Here is a 24,616-nt window from a genome sequence, read left to right as displayed (position 1 = left end):
TCTATTACCAACAACAGATATTGTAGAACCAAAATTTGAAAGAACCAGCGATTTCGATCGCTGGTTCTTTTTTTGTCATCAAAATGAAATGAATTTCGATTGATTGCCTATATACATATAAGTTGATGAATTATATAATATAAAGGTTCTGAAAATATTAAGAAAGGAGAAACATATAACATGAATACTTCACAACGCTATCATCATATGCTGAAGTTAGCGACATCTTTGGGTGTTGCCTTGGGATTCCTGCTGCTGAGCAATTCTACATACGCAGATACATCTCAATCGCAGTCTGCAACTGATTCTGCAGTTACTGTAACAACGGACAGTTCATCCACAAGTGAATCAACTGTTCCGACACTTGCCAGCGAGTCATCAGAAACCCAATCGGCTCAACCGGTGGAAAACACTGATGCAAATGTTGCTGATTCAAGTGCTGACCAGCAGCCAACCACTGCAGCAAGTGATGATTCAACTGACGAACCATCAGTTACTGCCGATAATTCATCCGCTGACACAACGGCTACAAGCTCGTCGACAGACGATCAATCTGATGTTGCTTCAGAAACAACAGATAACTCAACTGACACTTCGACAGAGCAGCCAACGGAAAGCCAAGATGCATCCGACGAGTCCACTCAGACTGATACTGACACTACCACTGCCTCATCATCAACATCAACTTCTGATAAAGATGAAATCACTGTAGACGGCATTGGTGATTCGACAGACCCTGCCATCAAGCAATCTAGCGATAACCCATTTATTAATTTCTTTACGGGGATCACAAGTGGCATTGCCGCTTCGATCATTTATCCACTGGTTGCCAGCAGACAAGGCGCTCAATTCATTTCCCATTTTCGGACTTTATTGTCCCCTAATCGTTGGGATGTGAGTCAAAACTGGGCCGATTTGGATCAAAAATACAATCCGGATTACGTCAAAGCCTACTATACTGATGCTCAGGATTGGTACGACAACCGAGTTCAAAAAGAAACCTTGGAGGTTCCATTCGCAGATGGAACCGGAACAGCCAGAGCCACCTACATTAAAAATGGTGACTCAAAAAAGACCATCATCTACGGCCAAGGCTGGACCACCGAACCAGAAGGAATGGGTCGGATTTCCAAGATGTTCTATGATATGGGCTACAATGTTTTGATGCCTTACACTCGTGGTCAGAATTCCAGTGATGGAGAATGGCTAAGCTTTGGTAATAAAGATAAACAAGACTGGGTTAACTGGGTCAACAAGATTGATCAAGTGAATGGCAAAGACAGCCAAATCGTTTTATATGGCCAATCACTTGGCGCCAATACAGCTCTGCAATATGCGGCTCAGGGCAATTTGCCTTCTTCTGTTAAAGCAACCATTGCCGATTGTGGATTTTCCACAATTCCATCTCTGATTTATCATTTATACTCTGGTGCAGCAAACAGCTTAAACAGCATCACGTCCAAGATCGGCTGGAATCTTAATGGATCAATTCCATTAGTACCATTTGACCAGTTGCTGACTGCTATGAACGGGATTAACAAGTTGGTTCAAGGCTTCAGCTTGGATGATGTTTCCGGAATTACTTCTGTTAAGAACTCAAAACTGCCCACACTGTTCATTTCAACTGAAGATGATACCTTCATCCCTGATACTGAAACAGAAACAATGTATAACATGAGTACTTCATCAGATAAAAAGCTTTGGATTCTTGACGGTCACGTTGGCGGTCATGCCTCAGCAAGTAACGCCGTTCAAGATTACATGAAAAATATTGAAGATTTCCTTGCCTCGGCAACAAGCTCTAGCAATCCGTCTTCAAATGATGATCTGAACGTACCTGCAACTTACACAGTTGCCGCATAATAATCAATTTAGCACGTCGAAAGCTCGGTGATGAAAATCACTGAGCTTTTTTATAATAACTAACTATAAACTTGATTCAGATCAAGTTTACGCACCAGATTGTGTGCTAAAGTAAGTGTGTAAAATATTTCAGGTTAATTTGTATTGACATCAGATTTATCAATCTGTATCATATAAACTATTAACTAATAAAAAGTAAGTAAACCCATTGGAGGAATTTTAACACATGAAAGAACAATTATTGGATCTTGCCAAGAAGCGTCGCTCAATTTATGCATTAGGCCGTAACATCAACCAAACTTCTGACGAGATTGCTGACTTGATCAAGAAAGATATTAAGTGGGCACCAACCCCATTCAATAACCAAACCACCCGTGCCGTTATCTTATTCGGTGCCAACCACGAAAAGCTCTGGGATATCGTTGGTAAACGATTGAAGTCAGAAGTTCCTACCGAAGAAGCTTACCAAAAGACTTTGGAAAAGATTAACGCGTTCAAATCAGCTTTTGGTACCGTTATGTTCTACACTGACATGGACGTTGTTCACCGTTTTGAAAATGACTTTGCTCTGTATGCCGACAACTTCGCCGACTGGGCAGAACAAGCTCAAGGTAACGCCCAATTTGCTGTTTGGACTTCCCTTGCTGAAAACGGCATTGGTGCCAACTTACAACATTACAACCCACTCATCGATGATGAAGTGAAAGAAGCCTTTGGTATTCCTGACAGCTGGAAGCTCCGCGCTCAAATGGACTTCGGTTCAATTGAAGCCCCTGCAGGCGACAAGGAATTCATGAATGATGAAGATCGCTTTAAGGTTTTGAAGTAAATCAGCATTTGAAAAGACGATGTTTCCTTGACTGAAAGGTTGACTTAAACATCGTCTTTTATTGTGCCCATTATTTAGAAGTACTAACGCCTGAATTAAAATTTGCAAAACCAAAAAAATTCCATAAAGAGGTCTCAAGATTGTTTTCACAGTCTTGAGACCTCTTTATTATTGATAGATGCTAGTGAAAAACCAATCGATTACGTAAAAGTTGGAATTTTTTCACACAAACCCAATGTTATTTTATTTGTATCGTCCCAAGTTCATCACCATTATTCACAACTTCTTTATCAGTGTAATGCGCATTGATAACTTCTTGAGGCTGAGTCAATAATACGATGACAGTATCTTTGTAACCACTTTGCTGGATCTTATCACGGTTAAATTCAAGAAGTAAATCACCCTTCTTAAATGACTGACCAGAATCCAGATGATTGATAAATCCTTCCCCACGCATATTAACAGTTCCTAAACCAACGTGGATTAACACTTCGAGTCCATCTTCTGAACGAAGGCCAATCACGTGCTTAGTTGTAAATAGTAAGACAACCTTACCATTAAATGGTGCATATATCTTACCCTCAGTTGGTTGAATGGCGATTCCTTTACCGGCAATTCCTTTGTGCCCGTGTTCATCCACAACGTCTGACAACGCCATTGTGACACCACTGACAGGTGCATAGATGTTGACTTCAGCAGACTTGGAAGCAGGCTTTTCAGGCTCTGTATGGTTGGAAGTTCCTTCATCAGTTCCAGAATCACCAATCCCCTCAACGGCTAATTTATGTTGCAATTCATCCACAATCTCGGCATGCTTCTTTTCAGAAATCTTAACCTTGAACACATAAATGAACAATGCAAGGACATGTAAAATTAATGCGATCCAAAAGGCAACCATCTTGAATAAGGAAATGCCACCAGGTGTCATTGATGCGGCAGTTGCAGTTCCAGTCATTCCGGCTGCAACGGCAACCCAACCAACAATCGCATTTGAAATGGCACCGGACATTTTATCCAGCATTGGTCGAATTGCCAATGTAACAGCTTCATTTCGTGTACCGTTTTTCAACTGTCCATATTCAATGGTATCAGTTAAAGTCAAAATAACGGCCATGAAGATGAAACCTTGTGGTACATAATAAAGAATCATTGCGGTGACGACCATGGTCAGGTTATCAGTTGAAACAATCAAAAGAATATAAGCTAAGATCATGCTGCACATACTGACGGCATAAATCGTCTTCCGGGTAACCCATTTGTTAATGATTGGATATAGTGGAGAAGTAAAGAATCCGGCAATTGTTGGAATTAGTCCGGTAATCCAGAATAAACCAGGCTTATCCATGATGTATTTAAACAGATAGAACATCAAACCGGCAGTCGCAGCATTACCAAATCCATAAATCAAATACGGAAATGCCGTCCAAAGCATTTGATCATTATGACCCAATGCCCAAAACATATCCTTCAAGCTGGTCTTCTTCTTGGTAACTTCACGCAAAGCATTTTGTTTTTCGTGAGTCCCCAGTCCAACAACAAACGAGCAAATAATGCCGACAACCGCAATCAGAATACCAAAGGCAGTCCAGCCGGGTTGTCCTTCATTATGTTGGCCGGTGAACAGGAATGTCACATAGGTCACAACGGGGACAATAATGATGGTCACAATGTTTTGACCAAATCCACTAAAGTTTGCAGCCGCAGTGAACAGTGATCGCTCGTGACTATCTTCTGTCAGGGCAGGCACCATGCCCCAATATGAAACATCTCTAAATGAATAGAAGATATCAAAGGTAATGAATATTGGGATAAACATGATGGTAAACCAAGTTGCACTCACCTTTGATAATCCAAATATTCCTGAGAAAAGCAGTGCCAGCAGTAAACTGGAAATAGTTCCTGCTCCTATCAGCCAAGGCTTGAATTTTCCCCAACGAGTATTGGTATTATCGATAATATTACCAATAATTGGATCAATAAAAATTTCAACAAGCCGAATAATGAATATTAATCCTGTTATCATAGCAATTAACTTGTTGGCTTGGGCCTTTGGGACCCCGGTAAACATTGCCGAAGTTACATACACCATAAAGTATGTTCCAAAGGTCATGTAAACGGCAGATCCACCAATATTTGCAAAGGCAAAATTAAATATCGACCAAAAGTTTTTCCTGCGTTTTTTACTTTCTACAACGTCCAAATTCCAATGCGCCTCCTAATGAATTTAGAAAAATTTTGTTTCAACGTTTTAAGTATATATTGGAAGGGTTTTCATTAATACCATTTTTTTACCCTAATATATCCATATCTGACCCATTTATAGTAAAATGTTATTAAGAAGGTGCATAAATTGCGCATAGCGTTTAATAAACCAAATCAACCGCTACCTTTATATTGTGAAAGTATTGGCTATCACTGGAGTCAACCACCTATTCACCGTTCCAATGGATATTACACTTATCACTGGTTACAAACGGAGATGGGAACCGGCGTGGTGAATATTGAAAATCAGCAGTTTCTTCTGGGGCCAAACCAGGGAATCCTTTTTAGGCCAAGAATCCCTCATGAGTATCATCCCCTAGACCAAAAAAATTGGAAAACAGCTTTTCTATCCTTTGACGGTACACTCTGTGAAGAACTGGCTCAATATCTTGGATTGAAAGATTTTCTATATATAGACAGAATTTCCCCAGAAATTATGGCATTTATTCCTGAAATATTTCACGATTTTATTAGCAGTAATACCGTATCACTACCGGATCAGTCAGTGGAGATATACAAATTTATCATGCTCTTACATCAAAATAATGTATTTAAAGATCTTCACTCAAACGCTACCCACATTACTTTGCCAATTGTGAATTACATTTCCGACCATTATTCCGAAAAGGTTTCCAACGAACAACTTTCAAAGATTACCAGCTATTCGGTTACTTATCAAAACCGTGTATTCAAGAAGGCCTTCGACATCACACCACTTGAGTATCTGACCAATTACCGGATGAAAAAAGCAAAAGAGTTCTTACTTACTCATCCAGAGTGGGAGATAAATACAATTGGAAACAAAGTCGGCTTCCACAATATTTCTCATTTTATTTCCCAATTCAAAAAGACCTATCACACCACCCCAACAAAGTTCCGACGATTCATTTGAGGTATTATCAGTAAAAGCCCAAAAAATCCCACCGCCATCAGCTGTTTAAGCTAATAGTGGTGGGATTTTCATATTACTTTGTAATGAAGATATATAAAGTTGTGGTTGAATAACCGAGGCTAAACGTCAGACCATTTGAATGAATCTTTGGGGTTGTCGTTGAACTCTTGTTTTTATCTTTGGTAATCTTTTGAAAATCTTTAAGCACCTGCTTGGCATTAGCACCAACGCTATTCGCCAACATAGAAAACGACATGACAAATGACTTCATTTGGCTCTTATTTTTGAGTCCCTTGGTTGGAACCATCATTGCAATCCCGACCACTTTTTGATTATCAACGTTTGTCCTAATTGTGAAATCCTTGGTCTTAACCAAATTGTTAACCCCGGATTTGGCATTTTTAGGCAGCAATACGTCTTTGACGCTGGCCTGGGCCTGCTTCATAGCCCCAGCCAATTGAATCTGCTCACGTTTTAGTTTCTCAGCATCAGTTTTGATTTGTTCAGCCTGTTTTGCCTTGGCCTGCATTGCGGACAAGCTGGTTGCTTTATTCGTCTTCAATGCCTCGGAAGCTTTCTTCAAATCAGCTGCCTGTTTTTTCATACTGGCTGCCAATTTCTGATCTTTTTTCGATAGTGCCGTTCCGGTCAATGCCTGATTATATTTCTTTTGAAGCGTACTATAATCACTTAAAACATTAGCCTTGGCAATTGTGACCGTTTGATGCTTACCACCCGCCGATAAGCGCATGGTTTGTTTAACAGCCTTTGTCGGAACCGTAATGGCATAAGCGCCACTAATGGTATCAGTTCCTCCCACACCAATTGGTGCTTCATTATTTTGTGTTTCAGAGTGGGAACCATTCTTAATCACATATTGAACATTTTTTTGATTGCTTTTACCTTTAACAACCGCAGCCAACCCATCTGGATTGAGGTGATGGCTTTGCACGGATAAAGTAGGTGCGCCACAGCCACTCAAAATGACCATCAGAGAAGCTGCAGCGACTAACAATCCAAATAATTTTTTCATCGTAAGCTCCTCCCTAATCAAATGAAACATCATCTGAGAACTGACTGTTGTACAGATCGGCATAGAATCCATTCTTGGCCAACAATTCATTATGAGTCCCGGTTTCCACAACCGCACCATGGTTCATCACGATAATGTTGTCGGCATTTTGAATCGTTGAAAGTCTGTGGGCAACCACAAAGCTTGTTCGATTTTCCAACAGCTGACTCATCGCGTGCTGAATCTGAACTTCGGTACGGGTATCAACCGAGCTGGTTGCTTCGTCCAGTATCAGGATTTCAGGATCGGCCACAAAGGCTCTGGCAATTGTAATTAATTGACGCTGGCCTTGGGATATGTTGGAAGCCGATTCATTCAACACGGTATCGTAACCCTTTGGCAGCTTACGGACAAACTCATCGACGTGGGCTGCTTTGGCTGCTTCGAGGATTTCATCATCAGTTGCCGTTTCCCGACCGTATTTAATGTTGTCATAAATCGACCCAGTGAACAGCCAGGTATCTTGAAGTACCATGGCAAAGTGGGAGCGCAAGTCTTCCCGATCCAAATCACGGGTATCGACACCCTTGAGGCGAATACTGCCGCCTTTGACATCGTAGAAACGTTCCAGTAAGTTGATGATGGTGGTCTTGCCGGCACCAGTTGGCCCAACAATGGCAACCTGTTGGCCTCGTTTAACAGCCAGGTTATAATCCTTCATCAACAGCTCATCATCGTTGTAGCCAAATTGAACGTGTTCCAATTCCACCAAGTTATCGGTATCTGTTTCAACTGGGCGATCGGCCTTGGTGTTCTTCATTTCTTCTTCATCAATCACTTCGAAGACACGTTCAGCCGACGCGATCGTTGACTGAATCGTGTTCATCAGGTTGGCTAACTGAGAGATGGGTTGTGAAAACTGGTTGGTATACTGCAGGAAGGCCTGAACGTTACCAAGTGTAACCGTTCCGTTGGCAACCTGAATTCCACCAACCACAGCAACGAACACATAGCCAATGTTATTTAGGAAGATCATCAAAGGCATGATAATCCCTGAGATAAATTGGGCCTTCCAGGCAGCCTGATAATACAACTTGTTTTGAACTTCAAACTGCTCGATCGTGTCTTGTTCCTTATTGAAACTCTTCAGAACAATCTGGCCGGCATAGTTTTCTTCAACCTGGTTATTCAACAACCCCAGACTCTTCTGCTGGGCGGCAAAGTATTTCTGAGAACGTGGTGCAACAATTCCAACAATGATCAAACTCAATGGAATTGTGATCAAGGCAATGATGGTTAATTTCCAACTAATCGTAAACATCATCCACAAAGTTCCGATGAATGTCACAAAGCTGGTAACCGCCTGGGTCAGACTTTGCTGAAGCGTGCTGGCAATGTTATCCATATCGTTAACGGCCCGGCTCATGATATCCCCATTGCTGTGGGTATCATAATACTTAATTGGAACCAGACGCATCTTTCCTTTCATCTGCCGACGAAGCTTGTAGACAGTGTTCTGGGAAATTCTTGTCATAATGTACTGCTGCAGGAAGCTGAATACCGCAGAAGCAAGATACATCACAATAACGATTAAAATGATTTGAACGATCTTTTCATAATTAATGGGGAGTGACATAACACTGAAGCCGGCTTTTTGTTGAGCATTTCCCTTCATCAAGCCTTTAAAGATTTCAGTCGTTGCTTCACCTAAAATTTTAGGTGTTCTGATTTGGAAAATAACACTGATGATCGCAAAGACGAAGACCAGGATCAGGCCGACCATTCGATCCTGCATATAATCCAGCAGGCGTTTGGTCGTGCCCCAGAAATTGTGTGGCTTTTCAACAACGCCTTGGAAGCCGCCACGGCCACCATGGTTGCGATTAGCTGCTGGTTGAGGTGCATTATCTTTTTCAGCCATTATTTCTGGTCCCCCTCTCTCAGTTGTGAATGAATGATTTCTTGGTAAATTTTGTTGTTGGCTCGAAGTTCATCATGGGTTCCCTTACCAACCAACTTACCGTTATCCAATACCAATATCAGATCAGCATCAGCAACCGTTGCAATTCGTTGAGCAACGATAACCGTAATACTTTGTTGAATATGCTTATCGGCTCGTAAAGCTGCCCGCAAATCAGCATCGGTCTTAAAATCAAGTGCCGAAAATGAGTCATCAAAGACATAAACAGCGGACTTTTTGACCAAAGCACGGGCAATCGCCAATCGTTGCTTTTGGCCACCGGAGAAGTTGTCTCCACCCTGCTCAACCTGTAAGTCGAGGCCAGCCGGGTCTTCTTCAACAAAGTCCTTGGCCCGGGCAATATCCAACGCATGCCAAATCTGATCATCGGTTGCATCGGGATTACCATACTTCATGTTGTCCCGAATTGTGCCGGTAAATAATGTGGCTTTTTGAGGAACAAATGAAACCTGGTCCCGTAAGTTTTTCATTGAGAAGTCGTTGATATTATGACCATCAAGCTCAATTTCACCCTTATCCACATCATAAAACCGTGGGATCAAGCTGACCAATGTGGTCTTACCAGACCCAGTACCACCAATGATCGCAACCGTTTCGCCACTATGAGCTTCAAAGTCGATGTCGGTCAATGCTGGAAGTTCGGCTTGACGATAGCGGTATTCAACATGGTCAAATTTCAGGTCATGTTGCTTGGCATCTGGATCGAGAATAACCGGCTTGTCGGCTTCCTTCATAGTTGACTTCAATGCCAACACAGTCTGAATCCGCTTGGCTGATGCCTGGGCTCGTGGAATAAACACGAAAACCATGGAGAGCATCATAAAGCTCATCAAAATCTGCATGGCATAACTCATAAACGCAATCAGGTTACCAACCTGCATGGATTGAGCACCGATTAATTTGGCACCGAACCAGACAATGGCAACGTTGGTGCCACTCATGATTAAAGTCATCACAGGGAATGCCAAAGCCACAATTGTATTTACTTTAATGGCGTTGTCGGTGTAATCCCGGTTGGCATCCTCAAAGCGGTCTTGTTCGAACTTGTCTTGACGGAATGCCCGGATAACCCGAACGCCGGTCAAACCTTCACGAAAGATACGGTTGATTTTATCGGTTTTGGTCTGCATCGCTCTGAATAAAGGAACCGAGAAGTAGAGCAGGAGGCCGACAAAGAGAATCATGACTGGGAGTACAACCAAAAAGATCATCGTTAATTGATGGTCTTTGGTGTAAGCCAAGAAACTTGCTCCGATTAACATAATTGGGGCCATCAGCATCATCCGCAGCATAATAATTGCCACGTTTTGAATTTGAACGACATCGTTGGTTGTCCGAGTGATCAATGATGATGTCTCGATCTGATCGTATTCGTCTTTAGAAAAATTGATGACTTTGCGGTAAACGTCACTCCGTAAATTCTGGCCCAACTTTTGTGAAGTTCGAGCCGCTAAAAAGACGTTGCAGATCGCCGCCAGGATACTAATCAACGAAAAGCCGGCCATTTCAAAGCCTACTTTCCAAATATATCCGATATCTCCTTTGGCTACCCCATTGTTCACAATATCGGAGGTCAGGCTGGGAAGATTCAAGTTTGCGATCACTTGAATAACCATAAACAGGACTGCCCCGAGGACTGCCATATATGAGATCCGATTTTTGGCAATTTTCAGCATGTTGCTACTCCTTCCAGGTTCGTTTTTAGATGGGAATTTTTAGCTTATTTAGGTACCTAAGCATATTACAACTTCGACATAAAAATATCAAGCTTAAATAGTACTAAATAAGTAAACAGATAGTTCCTATTATGAACTTAAAGTAAGTTTGTTTCACTCATTTTAACCAAAACTTTTTAAACAAAATAGGCCTATGGCAAAATTAACATTTTACCAATAGGCCCATCCTCAATTTTGATATTACCTAGTTGAAGCATGTTACACGGATCATATTCACAGTCGCCAATAACCTACCAAAATCGTAAACCACTTTCTCTCACATTCCTACAAGTAAAATTATGGGGAGATTTAACCAAACAACTCACTATGGGTTCCAATGCTGACAAAGAATACGACTTCATCAGTTGGCACATAGACTAATAAATGATCCCCATTGTGCCCATCAAAATGTAACTCGAGTACGATGGCGGTCACAGATGGATCACTAAGTTACCGTTTAATTTGTTGCACAATGTTCGACACCCCATTCAATGCGTGGGGATAAAAGTACCTCGGAATAGGATCGTCATTAATCAAACAATCAGTAATAAAATCAAATGGTGTTCTTTTAGAGCCATCAATTTCAGGTGGTAACTGTGTTTCAAAAATATGTTTCCATCGAGGATCCCTAATTTTCTTACGATATTGTTTTTGGAACCTATGTGTATAACTAATTATCTTGGCCATCAGGGGCTGTCTGCTCCATTTCATCATCATTTAGCATCTTTTTTAGTTCTTCTACGCTGTGAGCTGTCGGTAGTTTGTGTTTCCCAGATACATCATCAACGACTTCTTGAAGAGCTGCTAATAATTCATTATTCGGTAGTGAATAATACTTCGGCAGTCCTTCGTTGGCAATTGTAGTGAGTGTCATTCGAATGAAATCAGAAATTGTTAGCCCATGGTTCGCCAATTCAACTTTTGCTTTATCCTTCACCTTTGAATCAATTCGAGCTTCTATTCTTGCCATATTGATCACCTCAACATAATTGTACGTCATTTGGCGTACTTTGCCAACCTTTTTCATACTAACCTCCCTGTCTGTTTATATCTACGTAATACATGGAAAATTCATTCATTGTATCAACATGAACTCAAGTGGGGAATTCTTTATTGCACAAAAAATCCCACCACACTTGTATAGCATGGCGGGACTCAGGTAAATTTTGTCTGTCGTTATCAGATACTCAATCCGAAAAAAACTATGCTTCTGCCACATGGGCTTCCGGTGTCTTAACAGCTGCTTTCTTATCGCGTTCAAGAACGGACTTCATGTAACTGTCAACATCGAAGGTGCCGGCAAATTCAGCCAAATGAACCAGGTTTCTCAAGAAGTCGTGGGTCTTGGCTTCATAATGATATTTCAATCCAAGATCGTAGATGTAGCCGTTGATGTAATCAACTTCGGTCTGACGGTTCTTGGAAATATCCTGATACATTGATGGGAAGTGAAGTGGGTTGGATACGGTGCTGACATACTTAACGGTCTCCCACTCTTCTTCACGGGTATTAAGTAATGTAATTCCTGCGCGTTCGCACACGTCAAAGGCTTCATCGATTAATTGGACACCCAGTTTTTGAGCAACTGGTGATTGGATGTACTCACCCATTCGGATCTTAAACATTGTACAAAGGGTGTTGATGACGGAGTTGAAGACAACTTTGGCCATCAAGGTTCCAAGGAAGTTGGTAGTTAAATTAGGATTGAGACCGGCCTTCTGGAATTCATCGACAATCTTGTGAGTCATCTCATCGGGCTTCTCGGTTTCATTGGCAATATTCATTGAACCGGCACCCTTGGGACCGATAAAGTCAACATCCCCGGCTTTATTTAATACAGTTCCGATCAGTGCAGTACCACCGAGTAACCGTTCCTTAGGGAAGTACTCGTTGAGCTTTTCAACATGGCCCATCCCGTTCATACATGTAACAACATATTGTTTGTCGTTAAAGAATCGTGAACAGCGTTTTAAGAAGTCAGCTAATTGATACTGCTTGGTGAAGACAATCAGGACATCCGGATCACCTTTGTATTCTTCAGGATAGTACACGTTCACGGGCACTAGATGCTTGTTTTGACCATCCCGTGATACATAAACGCCACCCTGCTGCCGAACAGTCTCTACTTGAGGTTCCCAAGTGTCGACAAAGTCAACATCAAAGCCGGCTTCTTGAAGAAGAACCCCATATCTCAAACCCATTGCGCCTGCACCTAATACTGTATATTTCATAAATAAAACTCCCTTTCATTTTCGAATATGTAATCACCAATATTATCAATCCCACTAAAGCAACCCGCGATACAAAAAAATCGCCCTTCTGTCACTAAGACAAAAGGACGACAATTGGCCGCGGTACCACCTTCATAGATACTTTTCATATCCACTCGTTGCTTGCTTTAACGGACAAGTCCGAAACCGGCTAACTTGCGCTCACCGATTTATGGGTAAAGCATGAAAGTCACAATCTACAATTTCACTACCATCTCTCAGCCGCCGAATGGTTTTTCTTTTAGTAAAGCTTGTAGAAAACTTCTTTCAAATTGATAACTCGTATTATGATAGTAAGATTAGAATATGTCAATACATTTTGAGAAAATAATGTGAATCTCTGACATGTCAATGTCACTAAAAGGCTGCCAGGACATTGTCCGGCAGCCTTTTAAATTAATTATTTAATTTTTGACTTTTTTGTTATTTCCCTCATTTCTATGATTTCCGTTTTGCCAAATACAGACTACCCATCCCAAGAACCACAACTAACATGAACATCCCAATCACCATGAGAAGTGTATTGTTATCTTCACCGGTCTGCGGAAGGGTTGACTTGCCTGTATAACCAGACGATGGAATCCCCATTGGACTGTCAACAGAACTTGTGTTACCTGATGTTCCGGCAGAATCGTCACTGTCAAGCGTGCCGATTGATGAATCATCAGCCTCATCTTCGTCCCCTGGCAGCGGTAATTCCGCTTCATCGTCTTCCAAATCATTATGGTACACGATGGTGTCATCTTCTTTGGTAGCTGTTCCGGTTACAGTTGGATCGTTAACGACTGCATTTCGTTTCGTCACGGTCGTAACATATCCATCCTTGGAATAATCCTGTTCGGCAATCTCATACTTCGCACCAAGTGGTAAAAAGAATTTAATTGTCTGTCCGTGAGTTAATGTGAACTTGCCGTTACCCCCATTCAATTGAATGGTTCCATCAACTGATTTCCCATCGGTTGTGACCTGGGTCTTGTACGCGCCGTTCAGCGGGTTGCTTAGTCCATCAGTCACTTCAATGTGGAATTCAAATTTACGGGATCGGTCACCAAGTTCGTTCACAAATTTACTTACAGAAAGGATTCCCAACTCCATCTCACCATTCTTGGTGTTGGTGAATTCAACTGTCCCCTTTTGATCTTCGGTTAACTTGAAACTCTGTGTTGTCATCCCCGATTGAACCTTGGCGCCATTCACCTTGTAAGTTGGCGCAAAACCATTAACCTGCTCTTCACCTACCGAATAAGTGTAATCAATTGGTAGACCGTTTATCGTTAATGATTCACCGTCTTTCAAAGTAATAACGTCGGATTCACCGTTGGCAAATTTCACATTCAGGTCATGTGAATCGCCGTGCTGATCCATTTTGACAGCCTTGAATTCACCCGTTATCTCGGAGTAAATTCTGAAGTTAAAGTCTCGGTCATGGTCAGCTGTCGTCAAACCTTCGCCAGCAATTTCTTTATTAACTTTGAGGCTGGCTAATTTCGGTGTGTCCTTGCTGTTGGTGAAATCAACGTCAATTCGTTGCTTGTCTGTCAATTTGAAGACTTTTGTTTTGGTACCATCTTCCATCCGAGTGCCGTTGAGCTGATACTTGGTCTTAAAGCTGGACCCGTTCGTTTCAGTCACGGTGTAAGTGTTGTGTTCGCTCGGCAGGTCTTTGATAACGATCTTTTCATCCGCCCTCAAGTCGACCGTTGCCTTGCCATTATTGAACGTTACTTTCACCTTATCATGACCATCCAGGACTGCGTCATACTCGCCATCAACACTTGCATCGGTTTCAATGACGAACGTGAAGCTCTTGTTCTTGTCGGCATCAATGATTCCACCACCGGCAAGTTTCTTACTGATCGACAGTTCGGCATTTTCAACTTCAAACTTGGTGTTCGTGAAGACTACCTTGCCCGCTTGTCCGTCCTTCAAGGCAATGCCTTCTGTGATACTCCCATTCTTATCGGTTGTATCGTTGACGTTGTATGAAGTTTCATACATAAATCGTTGAGCACGGGTTCTTTCACTGACACTATACTTGTAATCAGTTGGTAAGCCCTTGATGTTGATGGACTCGCCGCCCTGTAACTTCAGAATGTCTGACTTGCCATCAGTAAATTCAACATCAACGTCCGACGTATCACCGTTATGATCAAGCTTTTCAGCTTTAAATTTACCACTGAGTTCATCGGCAACGCCGTCTTTTGGCGTTGCGGTCACTCTGAATTCGAACTTAACGTCTTTGTCTTCATCAGTCACTGGACCGGCGAGAACTTTCTTAACCATCAAGCTGGCTTCTTCAGGAATCACCTTGGTATTGATGAAGTGAACGGTGCCAAGTTGATCTTCCTGAGTGATAAATTCAGTCGCTTTGTTACCCTGCTTCTCGGAGTTATCGTTAACTTTGTAGCTTGGGTCGTAGCCCTCACTACTTTCTTCAGTTTCAGTTACCTGAATTTTGGATCCGATTGGGAGTCCAAGAATTTGGGCTTTTTGGTCATGTTTCAGATTGAAGTTAATCATATCATTCTGATTAAATGAAACATCTTCATCTTTATATTGACCACTTACGCTATATTTTCGAAGTGTAAATGTTCCAGGCAGAGATTCTCCTTCTTTATCTGTCCCATGAACCTTGAACTTGAATTTTTTACTATAATCTTCTTGACCAAGTTGATTCTTGTCTTCGGCTTTGACAGTCTTCTTAACTTCAATTCCAGTTGTCAAAGAATGATTATTAAAGATCAACTCAGGCATGTCCTTATCGGTGGTAATCTGATGGGAATCACCATCTTCTTTATGTTCACCGAATTGATGACTGACTTTATAACCTTCCGTATTCGTTTCTTGAGCATCAATTTGCAGGCCTTTGGAAATATACAGCGTAATCGACTCATTGGCTTTTAATTCGAGCTTCTCGGATTTATAAACATCTCCATCCTTGTGGAATGTAACCTTTCCTGCTGAATTATCTGCTCTAAACTCAACAGGCTTATCATCATTCCAATTTGTTGCAGGATTCATAATTGTCAATACAAACTCAAATGTTTTATTCTTGTCTGCTGGAACAACACTGCTAGTAACCGTCTTTCTTACTGTAAACGGCACCAGATCCGGCGCGACGTTCTCAAATTGAATCGAGTTTTCTGCATTCTCTCTGTTTAATTCAAGGACTGCTTCTTTGCTGTCAATCTGCTTTTTCTCACCGTCAACATGCGTATTAGTATCAAAATGGCCATTTGTGGTTTCAGTCACTTTAAACTTGGTTGCATCTTTCGGTAACCCGAGAATTACCAATTTCTGGTTATCTTCAAGAGTGATATTGACCGGGTCAGTCAATTCATCGGTGCCATACTTGATTTGAGTGGCAGAGCCATCGTCGTCGAATTTGATTTCACCTGAATTAATAACTCTGTTGGTCGTCGCATTCTTAACAATTGCCTTCACCGTTTGGCCTTTAACAGCCTTCACAGTTTCTTCATCGTCAGCTTCAACTTTGAAGTCAAATCCTTGCACCCCTTCAGGCATATCTCCGGCAACAACCTTTTCAAATTCAAACTGGTTCACAACCTGCTTGTTGATGAACTTCACTGTTGAATTGTTTGCATTAACCGGTCCAACAGCATTCCAACCTTTTTCGTCAGAATCTCCGGCTTCGTTTTCTTCCCCATCGTCAATCCGATAGTGAACTTCCGTATACTGTGTATCTTGTTTTTCGTATACCTTCACCTTCACATTGGCTGGTAACTTGATATTACGGTAACTTTCACCAGTTTTTAACTCAATTGATGACTTGCTTTTGTCGGAATACTCAACTTCTTTGGCAACTCCCCGATCGAAATTGAAGGTCACATTGGCATCCCCATTAGTCGTATGTTTAATCCCTTCGATCTCGCCACTGAAGCCAGTATCCACGTTTCCACTCTCATCCATTACTTTCATCATGAAATCAAAAGTCTGATTCTTGTCATCGTCAGTGTTTGGCCCTTCAATTTTCTTGGAGAAACCAAAGTGGGTCGTCTGGCCTTCGTTGTTGAACTTCACGATTCCAGCCGCTGCATCCTTCCCCTGGAGCATCTGGAAGACATCGGTCTGATCCCCACCATTGCCGTCCGGTTCAACTGTGGTTAAATTATCAATCGTATGAGTTGCTTTGTATGAACCGTTAGCCGATTCAACCACCCGATAATATTTATCCTGTGGCAAGCCGGTGATCGTGATAACCTGGCCGTCTTTGATGGCTGGGAGATTGGTTGACTTGCCCTTTTCAAAGCGGACAACCCCGTTCTCTGCGCCAACTGCATAACTAAACTCATCGTTAAAATCAGTATTAACTTCACCATCTTTATCGGTTACATACACTTTGAATTCAAATTGATCATCCTTATTAACACTCATTGGATTAGTCACAGTCTTTTTGATCTTCAAAGCATTTGTCCGGTGATTTTCAGCCGTTATACAATATGTGTTTTCGTTGCCGTCTTCAGATTCTTTTTGAGCATCGGCAATCGTAAACTCATCTGAAACCCATCTGTCATCGTAGTTCTCAAGACCGCTGATTTCGACAATTCGATATGTCGGTTTGTCATACAGCCCATCGAAGGAGACAAATCCTTGCTTATCAGTTAATTTCTCCTCCCCAACGGCGGTCCAGTTGCCACTCTTGTTCTTCATCTGGGTTTGGAACTTAACGCCTTCCAGTGGAAGCTGGGTTGCGGCGTCGACTTTCTTGATGTTGGCGGCAAACGTCGTATATTGACCGGCAACCGTTGCACTGGATTCCACTTCTTCAGTGTCTTCAAAATCCTTCGAAGAGATGGTGAGCTTCACTTCATTGCTGTAAGAAGTCCCAATTGTTTTTGAAGTGACAGTATAGTATTCAACCAACAGTGGTGTATCAACTGTGTAGGAACTGTTAAATTTGATCGTCATCGTGTTTAAACTATCAGAGTACACGATCTCATAATCTTGTCCCTCTGTTAACGGACTGTCTGAATCTTTGGAATAGACTACATTGTCATTACTTAGTGATCGTTTGGCTTCATAGATTTTCAACTTATAGTTGTTATCATTGGTTTTCAAATGATAGTGACCACCGCCCAGCGTATCGGTAATTTTTACCGGTGCTTTAAGCTTGTACCCATTACCGTTGATTGCCAGATTCCACTTCACGGCACCCACTTTTCGAGTATGGTCACCTTCATTAAGCTCAAGATTGTCCTTTTGAAGAACACCTTCTTTGTTCAGCAGATGACCGTTATCCGTGTAGGAAACCGCAGCGTTGGCCTGGAGTGTGTGGGCATATTCGCCTTCATCATCTTTGTTCCATTGCACGGTTGCCTGATTCCTGAATGTCCAAGACTTTAGATGTTCGTAAGCCTTCTCATCATCAGCTTTGAAGTTGGCGACTTTGGATTGGTACTTCAACTCGATGACTTTCTTGCCACCCTGATAAACATCCTCATAAGCATCGTCAGATAGTTTTAAATTAAACGTCACTTTGTGATTTTGGTCGACGTCAACTTCAACTATATACTGCTTTTTATCCAAAATCTGTGACTCGGAAATGCCACGGCCATCAGCATCAATCTTGGCCAATGATACCTGGAGGCTCTCCATCAGCAGATTCTTAATGTCTTGAAGATCACGGTCGGTGGTTGCACCACTGGCGTCCTTAATCACATCAGGACCAACTTCATCGGTGATATCAATGCCATCCTTTGTCATCAGCTTTTCTTCATCTGAGCCAAGGTACTGGCGGTAATTGAATCGAGTTGTCCAGTTGATGATGCCATCTTTCAAGAAATTCTTGGATAACTGGCCTTCTTTTGAAATGTTGTTTCGAATCAGGTCTCCCTGACCTTTACAAGTTGAAACAACTGTCTCACCGGATCCCTCATAATCCACGCCGGCATAATTACAAATCAGCGCTAATTCAGCGGGAGTTGCCTTCAAAATCTTGTCTTTATCCAAAGGAACATTATTTAGATAAGCCACAAATGACTTTTCACCAGCTGGGAGATTCAGCACTTGGATTTTAATCTGACCATCTGAAGCGGACACGGTAAATGCTTCGTTCTCATTATCCGTGTCGTCAGCCCAGTAAGCTTTTCCGTTGACAACTTTGTAATCCCATTTAGAATCATTTGTCTTTTTAGTGAAGCTTAAGTGATTTTTGATTTCGTCGGTAAAACCATCCTTACCATCACTAAAACTGTCATAGTAAGCCTGATAATCCAAATAATTTGGGTTCGTGCCTTTAACAGGTTCTGTAATTGTGAATGTCCCATCAATGTTTCGTTCAATCTGGTTAACGTGAATGCTCCAACTGGTCATCATTTTCTGCCAATCAAAGCTCACGTTGTTTTTACTATTGATCGTTGGGCCAAATTGATGACTCTTCTTTTGACCGTTCACTTCAACCGAATTAGTAATGTCTTTATAGTCAGCATCGGTGATATCGTCAGCCGGATTGATAATATAAGAGAATGTATAAGTCTTCATACCAGTCTCTGGAACAATTGCATCACTGAACTTGATGCTCAGTGTTTTCCCGTCAACAGTCGGACCTTCTGCGAACCAGCCTTCAACTGCGGGGCTGAGCGTGTAATCATTCTTGTCACTGCTGAAACTAAATCTGTTCGTGCTCAACGTATCTTTTAAAGTAATATTTTTCTGACCAGCTTCAACTGTAAAGCCAACCGTGTACTTAATCTTGCCGTTTTCATCCATTTTTGCAGTCTTCGTCAGATGATTTTTATCACGATTGATCCATGCTTCAGTATAAAGGGTTTTGGTCTTTTCGCCGTCGGAGAGAGTTACATTATTGGCCTTAATTTCATTCTTGAAACTCTTGTAATCCGTCCGAACGACTGGGGTTACCATGTTCACTTCAATTTCAGTAATTCCGTCTGGCAAGTTTAAGTCATCAACATCGAATTTGAATATCTGATTGTTGGCAACAATTCGCTTGTATTCCGCGCTGCTCTTGTCGTCAATGACGGTTTCTTTGCCATCCGCTGTCTGAATCGTGAATACATAATCAACTTTATTCTTATCATGTTCAAATCCAGTACCAAATCGATCATAGAGCTCAACATTGGTGGCTTTTTTGCCATCCTTCACTTTAAACGTGGATGTCCAGTCAAGCGTATCCAAATCGGTTACGCCATTTTCTTTGTGGAAGGCCCCAACTTTTTCAACAGATACTAACTCTTCCCCAACTTCAATATCAATCTCACCTTTGGAGTTTTCCCCAAAAGAAATTTCATCAGAATTGGCATTAATCTCTGTCTTCAAGCTTGCCTTATATTGAATATTGGACACACCTTCCAACTCACCGGGAAGAAAAGTAATTTTCACATTTTGTGTATGTGGATCAGCAGTTGGCGTCATGGTAAACCGGCCAATGGTTTTGCCATTATACTTGATGAATTCATCATATAGACCGGTAGTACCATACTTATACGTCATCCCTTTCAGGTCAAACGTATAAAAGTCACCCTGCTGAATGTCGATACCGGTTTTTTCTTTAATCGTGTCAATGTCCCATTCATACTGAATTTCGATATTCTTGTTAACCCGCAATACGGATGGAAGTTCGACGATCTCTTCAAGAACTGGCGGGATCTGTTTAGTTTGCATCTTGCCGTCTTTATCTTTATAAGTAAATGAAATTGATTTGAAAAATTGTGGTGTTTCTGCAGCCTTGATTTGTTGGGTAATATCATTACCATCTTCATCATCGAAGACTCCATTCACCGGCAGCTGTCGAGTTATTTGATTGTCAGCCGGTTCGTCGGCATCCGCATCGTCAGCGGCAACTGCTTCTTTTGCGCCTTTCAAGTCAGATACTTCAGGGGTCTGTGGGGTGGCAGATTCTTTTGTTTCGCCACCATCTTTGACCGTCTGCACGTCTGTAGATTGAGTCGACTGTGCCTGCTTGTCGGATTTTTGAGTGTCGGCAATGGCTTGACGACTCTTCTCCTCAGCTTTCTTTTGGTCTGCTGCCTGCTTTTCTTTCAACAATGCTTCAGCCTGCTCACGGTTGGATTGCTTTGGCTGTTCCACTGCATCGGCTTGCGATGAGTTTTCGTCAACTTCGGCGTCTTTTTGGGTATCCTCAGTCAATTTTGGCTGGTTCTTTGACTCGGCTTCTTTATGAGCAGCCTCAGCTTCATCAGACGCCTTTTCATCAGCCAGTGCCTCGTTTAAAATGTTGTCGTCAGCCAAATTGCCATCCGGCTTTTCAACTGTTGGCACATCTTTAACATCTTCGTCTTCTTCAACCACCGTTAAGGTCGGCAGCTTAACCTTTTCATCGTCAACGACGAAATCCAACTCCCGGTCATTAACTGTCCGGTTGAATTTCACCGGTAAAATGACCTCGAGATCTGTCTTATCAATCGCGTTTGTCCATGAAATTGTGGACTCTTTGCCATCAATGTCGACGACCACTTTGGTATCGCCATTTGAAAATTTGAATTGTTTATCCTTAATTTTGAAATAATCAGCGTTGTAATTAAATTTAACCGTACCGGACTGGGAAAGTCCGCCTACCGTCAAATCAAATGCCATGTTTGCCTGATCACCAACTTTGGACTTGGTAATCAAACCACGTCTGTCATCGATCAGCTTTGCGTTGTCGGCAACGACCTCTTTGGTCGAAATGACATCAGCCAACGCGGTCCCAGCTGTAAAAAAATTCCCAAGAACCAGCGTCAAGACGCCGATCGCTTGAATCCAAAAGCTTGTTCGTTTCTTCATAACTTTCGTCCTCCATATGCTTCGATTTGAATTATTCCCTCTTATCAACGTCATAAGCATATCGTACAAATGTTCACAAAGTTCGAGGAAAGTGTGAAGATAGTATGACTTTTGAAAACACAAAAAAGACTGGAAACAAAACCTGAGTCTTGTTCCAGCCACTTTTGAAAAGATTATTCGGTTTTATTAAAGTTATCCACAAGAAAGTCAATCAACTCATCGTCATCGATATTCTCAATGCCAGCCTTCTTGACTGCCCGTTTAACGTTCCAACTGCTTGGCTTCTTTCCAGCAAGTCCGGCCTCAATCTCATTCAATCCCTTAACTTTGAAAAATGGATTGAACTTCAGATGAACCAACTTACCATCTTCAATTGTCCAATTAATGCCCAATTTGCCTTCACTGAGCTCTTTGTCGGCATAATCATAATAACCAGGGTTGTGGCCGAAGTTCCATTCATCCGTGCCATAGGTTTCTGCCAATCGCTTATCGGCATTGGCCCAGTCCTGGTCGGTCATATGATAGGTTTCGATGTCATCAAGTGATTTCACACTAAAAATTTCTTTTAACAAGTACTCACGAAAATCAGCCATCGTCATCCCATCCGGGAGGAAATCCTTCAAATTGATAATCGGACTGCGCTTGGAACGGACACCCAGTCCTTTTTGCTTCTCCATTTGATCTTCCGTTAAAACTTTCTTGGCATTTTCAATATTTAAATCATACATAATGGTCCCGCCGGCTGCCAGTCCTTGGCCGCTCTTGAACATCGTCATGCCTGACCATTTCTTGCCATCCAAGATAAGATCGCTGGAGTTTTCTTTCATTTTGACGTCGATATTCAACTTACGAAGCGCTTTCAAAACTGGTTCTGCAAAATGGCCGTAATCGCCGAAATCATCAGCGTTATCCGTCAGAATATTTTCAAAGATAAAGTTCCCCATATCATGATAAACGGCGCCACCGCCGGAAGTGCGACGAACCAGCTGAATGTCATGGTCATGCAGATAGTCGACATCGACTTCCGCCCAGACGTTTTGGTTCCGGCCGATAATCACAGACGGTTGATTAATATAGAACATAAATCCATGACCCGGCAGCTTTAGATCATTCACAAAATAATTATCCAATGATTGGTTCACCCGTGCATCATAACTGGGTTTACCATTCCTGGAAATATCGATTAAGTACATCTGACATTTCCCCCTTTGTTCAAATTCTAGTACATCTTCAATTATACGGTATAATTGAAGTAAATAATATCGAGGCGGTGTCATTATGGCAAAAATTTCAATTTGGCAAAAAATTATTAATTTCTTTACTGGGAAGAAACAACCTGCTTATACTGACGTTCAGGTTAAAGACGGCATCTGGTATGCAAAGGGCGCTGATGGCAACTACCTGTTGGGAATCGACAAATCGGTTTATGACTTGATGGGTAAAATTACGTTTGCCGATTTTCCCAACCAACTGGACAACCTGGCATCCGATGATGACTTGTTGGATATCGAAGGTGACAAATCGGTGGAAACTTTGAAGTCGCCAATTTCCGGTAAAATTATTGAAAGAAATAAAGATATCGGCAAAGATATTGAACAGCTCAACGACCCTAATCCACAAGTAAACTGGATTGTTAAAGTGGCTCCTGCAAAATAGATTTCGAATAAATCAAACAAATATTTAACCACTTCTCAAAAAAGAACTATAATGAAGTTAGATCAAATAGAAGGAGGTAATATTTTATGGCAGAAGAACCAGGTGCAGAATCTCCATTATTGAACAAAATGATGTCTGAAGCATTCGACTGGAGCGATCAAAAATTACCAGTCCGTGATGCTATTTGGGACTATTACATGGAGAAAAACGACCACGATACCCTCAAGACCGAAAAAGATGTTGAACCTTACATGAACATGTCAACTGATGATCTTAAGAGCAAGGCTGAAGCATTACTCAAAAAGTAATTCGACAGCTAATTAAAAATACCCGCACTCGTTTCGTGTAGGCATTCAAAGATTCCCAGCTTTAGGGCGGGGGATCTTTTTTTGTGGAACAATGTAATGGAACTTGGGACATAACTCAGAAGCTGGCATCCGGGTTATCACCAAGCAAGCTTACAGCTGGTCATCAAAATAGTTTCAAAACAATAGGAACAAAAGGTATTCCTATTCTTGCGATCCTATCTCAACAAATATCCACCATCAACCGGCAACATCACACCGGTCACATAATCCGATGCATGACTGGCCAGAAAAACAACTGGACCCATCAACTCTTCTGGCACACCCCACTCACCAGAAGGAATGTGGGATTTAATTTCAGGGCCACGTACAGGATCTTCTTGAAGGGGCTTAGTCATATCCGTTTTGATATAACCCGGTGCCACGCCATTCACCTGGATATTGTAGGGTGCCAAGGCGTCTGCGTATGCTTTGGTCAACCCTAAAACGCCATGCTTACTGGCAGTGTACGGAAAGATAAATTTGCCAGCCCGATACGACTGCATGGAACCAACGTTGATGATCTTGCCGCTTTTCTGCTTGGTCATCACTTTAGCCGCTTCATGGGACAAATAATACAACGCATTCAAATTCAGATTAATGACTTTCTGCCAATCTTCGTCTTTAAAATCCAAGACATTGTTTCGAATTTGCATCCCGGCATTATTAACCAAAATATCCAGCCGGCCAAACTTGGCCAACGCTGCTTGAATCACTTCTTCAGCTGCGCCGTCTTCAGTCAGATCCTTTTGTAAAAAGCCAACTTGTTGACCATTTTTTTCAACCAATTTTTGGGCCTCATCCCAACCCTTTTGCGACCGACTGACAATGAATACATCTGCTCCATACATGGAAAGCGCAATGGAATAATTGAGCCCCAAGCCTGACGCACCGCCAGTTACAAGGGCCACCTTACCTACAAGGGAGAAACTATCTTTGTTAAATACCATGTTCATCAACCTCCAATGTTTATTAATTCACCAATATCTTTATTATGAACTTTTCTCAGCTTATTTTGTTCAATTATAT

At 41.8% G+C, this 24,616-nt stretch carries 14 protein-coding genes; 5 read left to right on the top strand and 9 right to left on the bottom strand.

What is annotated here, in order from left to right:
- Positions 1-180: 180 nt before the first annotated feature.
- Together FD17_RS05820 and FD17_RS05815 are read left to right on the top strand one after the other, a co-directional pair.
- On the top strand, positions 181-1,863 hold the full coding sequence (locus FD17_RS05820; protein ID WP_057824542.1) for an alpha/beta hydrolase: 1,683 nt from the start codon (positions 181-183) through the stop codon (positions 1,861-1,863).
- A gap of 226 nt (positions 1,864-2,089) precedes the next feature.
- A complete protein-coding gene (locus FD17_RS05815; RefSeq protein WP_057824540.1) occupies positions 2,090-2,692 on the top strand; it encodes a nitroreductase family protein in 603 nt (200 codons plus the stop codon).
- 238 nt (positions 2,693-2,930) lie between these two features.
- Here the strand turns inward: FD17_RS05815 and FD17_RS05810 are convergent, their stop codons facing one another.
- Positions 2,931-4,892, bottom strand: a complete 1,962-nt coding sequence (locus FD17_RS05810; protein WP_082617144.1) for a sugar MFS transporter — start codon at positions 4,890-4,892, stop codon at positions 2,931-2,933.
- A 141-nt stretch (positions 4,893-5,033) separates the two neighbouring features.
- On the opposite strand from FD17_RS05810, the gene FD17_RS05805 reads away from it, so the two are divergent.
- Positions 5,034-5,846 (top strand): AraC family transcriptional regulator, encoded by an 813-nt coding sequence (locus tag FD17_RS05805; RefSeq protein WP_235803182.1) that lies wholly within the window; start codon positions 5,034-5,036, stop codon positions 5,844-5,846.
- A 73-nt stretch (positions 5,847-5,919) separates the two neighbouring features.
- On the opposite strand, the gene FD17_RS05800 is transcribed toward FD17_RS05805, so the two are convergent.
- The 7 genes from FD17_RS05800 to FD17_RS05765 form a co-directional block, all read right to left on the bottom strand.
- Complete coding sequence (locus FD17_RS05800) at positions 5,920-6,879, bottom strand: hypothetical protein (RefSeq protein WP_057824536.1); 960 nt, start codon at positions 6,877-6,879, stop codon at positions 5,920-5,922.
- Between the two features lie 13 nt (positions 6,880-6,892).
- On the bottom strand, positions 6,893-8,779 hold the full coding sequence (locus FD17_RS05795; RefSeq protein ID WP_057824534.1) for an ABC transporter ATP-binding protein: 1,887 nt from the start codon (positions 8,777-8,779) through the stop codon (positions 6,893-6,895).
- Positions 8,779-10,515: an ABC transporter ATP-binding protein gene (locus FD17_RS05790; RefSeq protein ID WP_057824532.1), complete on the bottom strand. Its 1,737-nt coding sequence runs from the start codon at positions 10,513-10,515 to the stop codon at positions 8,779-8,781. Before FD17_RS05790 ends, FD17_RS05795 begins: the two co-directional genes overlap by 1 nt.
- A 709-nt stretch (positions 10,516-11,224) precedes the next feature.
- The gene (locus FD17_RS05780) at positions 11,225-11,581 is read right to left on the bottom strand and encodes a type II toxin-antitoxin system RelB/DinJ family antitoxin (protein WP_235803181.1); all 357 of its coding nucleotides are present in this window, start codon (positions 11,579-11,581) and stop codon (positions 11,225-11,227) included.
- Positions 11,582-11,756: 175 nt separating this feature from the next.
- Positions 11,757-12,785 carry a ketopantoate reductase family protein gene (locus FD17_RS05775; protein ID WP_057824528.1) on the bottom strand — a complete coding sequence of 343 codons (1,029 nt, stop codon included), beginning with the start codon at positions 12,783-12,785 and terminating at the stop codon, positions 11,757-11,759.
- 477 nt (positions 12,786-13,262) lie between these two features.
- Positions 13,263-21,587 (bottom strand): LPXTG cell wall anchor domain-containing protein, encoded by an 8,325-nt coding sequence (locus tag FD17_RS05770; RefSeq protein WP_057824526.1) that lies wholly within the window; start codon positions 21,585-21,587, stop codon positions 13,263-13,265.
- 173 nt (positions 21,588-21,760) lie between these two features.
- Positions 21,761-22,780: a lipoate--protein ligase gene (locus tag FD17_RS05765; RefSeq protein ID WP_057824524.1), complete on the bottom strand. Its 1,020-nt coding sequence runs from the start codon at positions 22,778-22,780 to the stop codon at positions 21,761-21,763.
- 85 nt (positions 22,781-22,865) lie between these two features.
- Here FD17_RS05765 and FD17_RS05760 point away from each other — a divergent pair, with 85 nt between their 5' ends.
- Both FD17_RS05760 and FD17_RS05755 read left to right on the top strand, forming a co-directional pair.
- Positions 22,866-23,243: a glycine cleavage system H family protein gene (locus tag FD17_RS05760; protein WP_057824522.1), complete on the top strand. Its 378-nt coding sequence runs from the start codon at positions 22,866-22,868 to the stop codon at positions 23,241-23,243.
- Positions 23,244-23,329: 86 nt separating this feature from the next.
- Complete coding sequence (locus FD17_RS05755; RefSeq protein ID WP_013728841.1) at positions 23,330-23,551, top strand: P8 family protein; 222 nt, start codon at positions 23,330-23,332, stop codon at positions 23,549-23,551.
- A 215-nt stretch (positions 23,552-23,766) separates the two neighbouring features.
- On the opposite strand, the gene FD17_RS05750 is transcribed toward FD17_RS05755, so the two are convergent.
- Positions 23,767-24,537 (bottom strand): SDR family NAD(P)-dependent oxidoreductase, encoded by a 771-nt coding sequence (locus tag FD17_RS05750; RefSeq protein WP_057824521.1) that lies wholly within the window; start codon positions 24,535-24,537, stop codon positions 23,767-23,769.
- Between the last annotated feature and the right edge of the window lie 79 nt (positions 24,538-24,616).

Origin of the sequence: Lentilactobacillus sunkii DSM 19904, from assembly GCF_001435575.1 — a bacterium.
GTDB classification, from domain to species: domain Bacteria; phylum Bacillota; class Bacilli; order Lactobacillales; family Lactobacillaceae; genus Lentilactobacillus; species Lentilactobacillus sunkii.
Note: the sequence above shows the minus strand (reverse complement) of the source record. Positions and strands in the feature narration are given on the sequence as shown.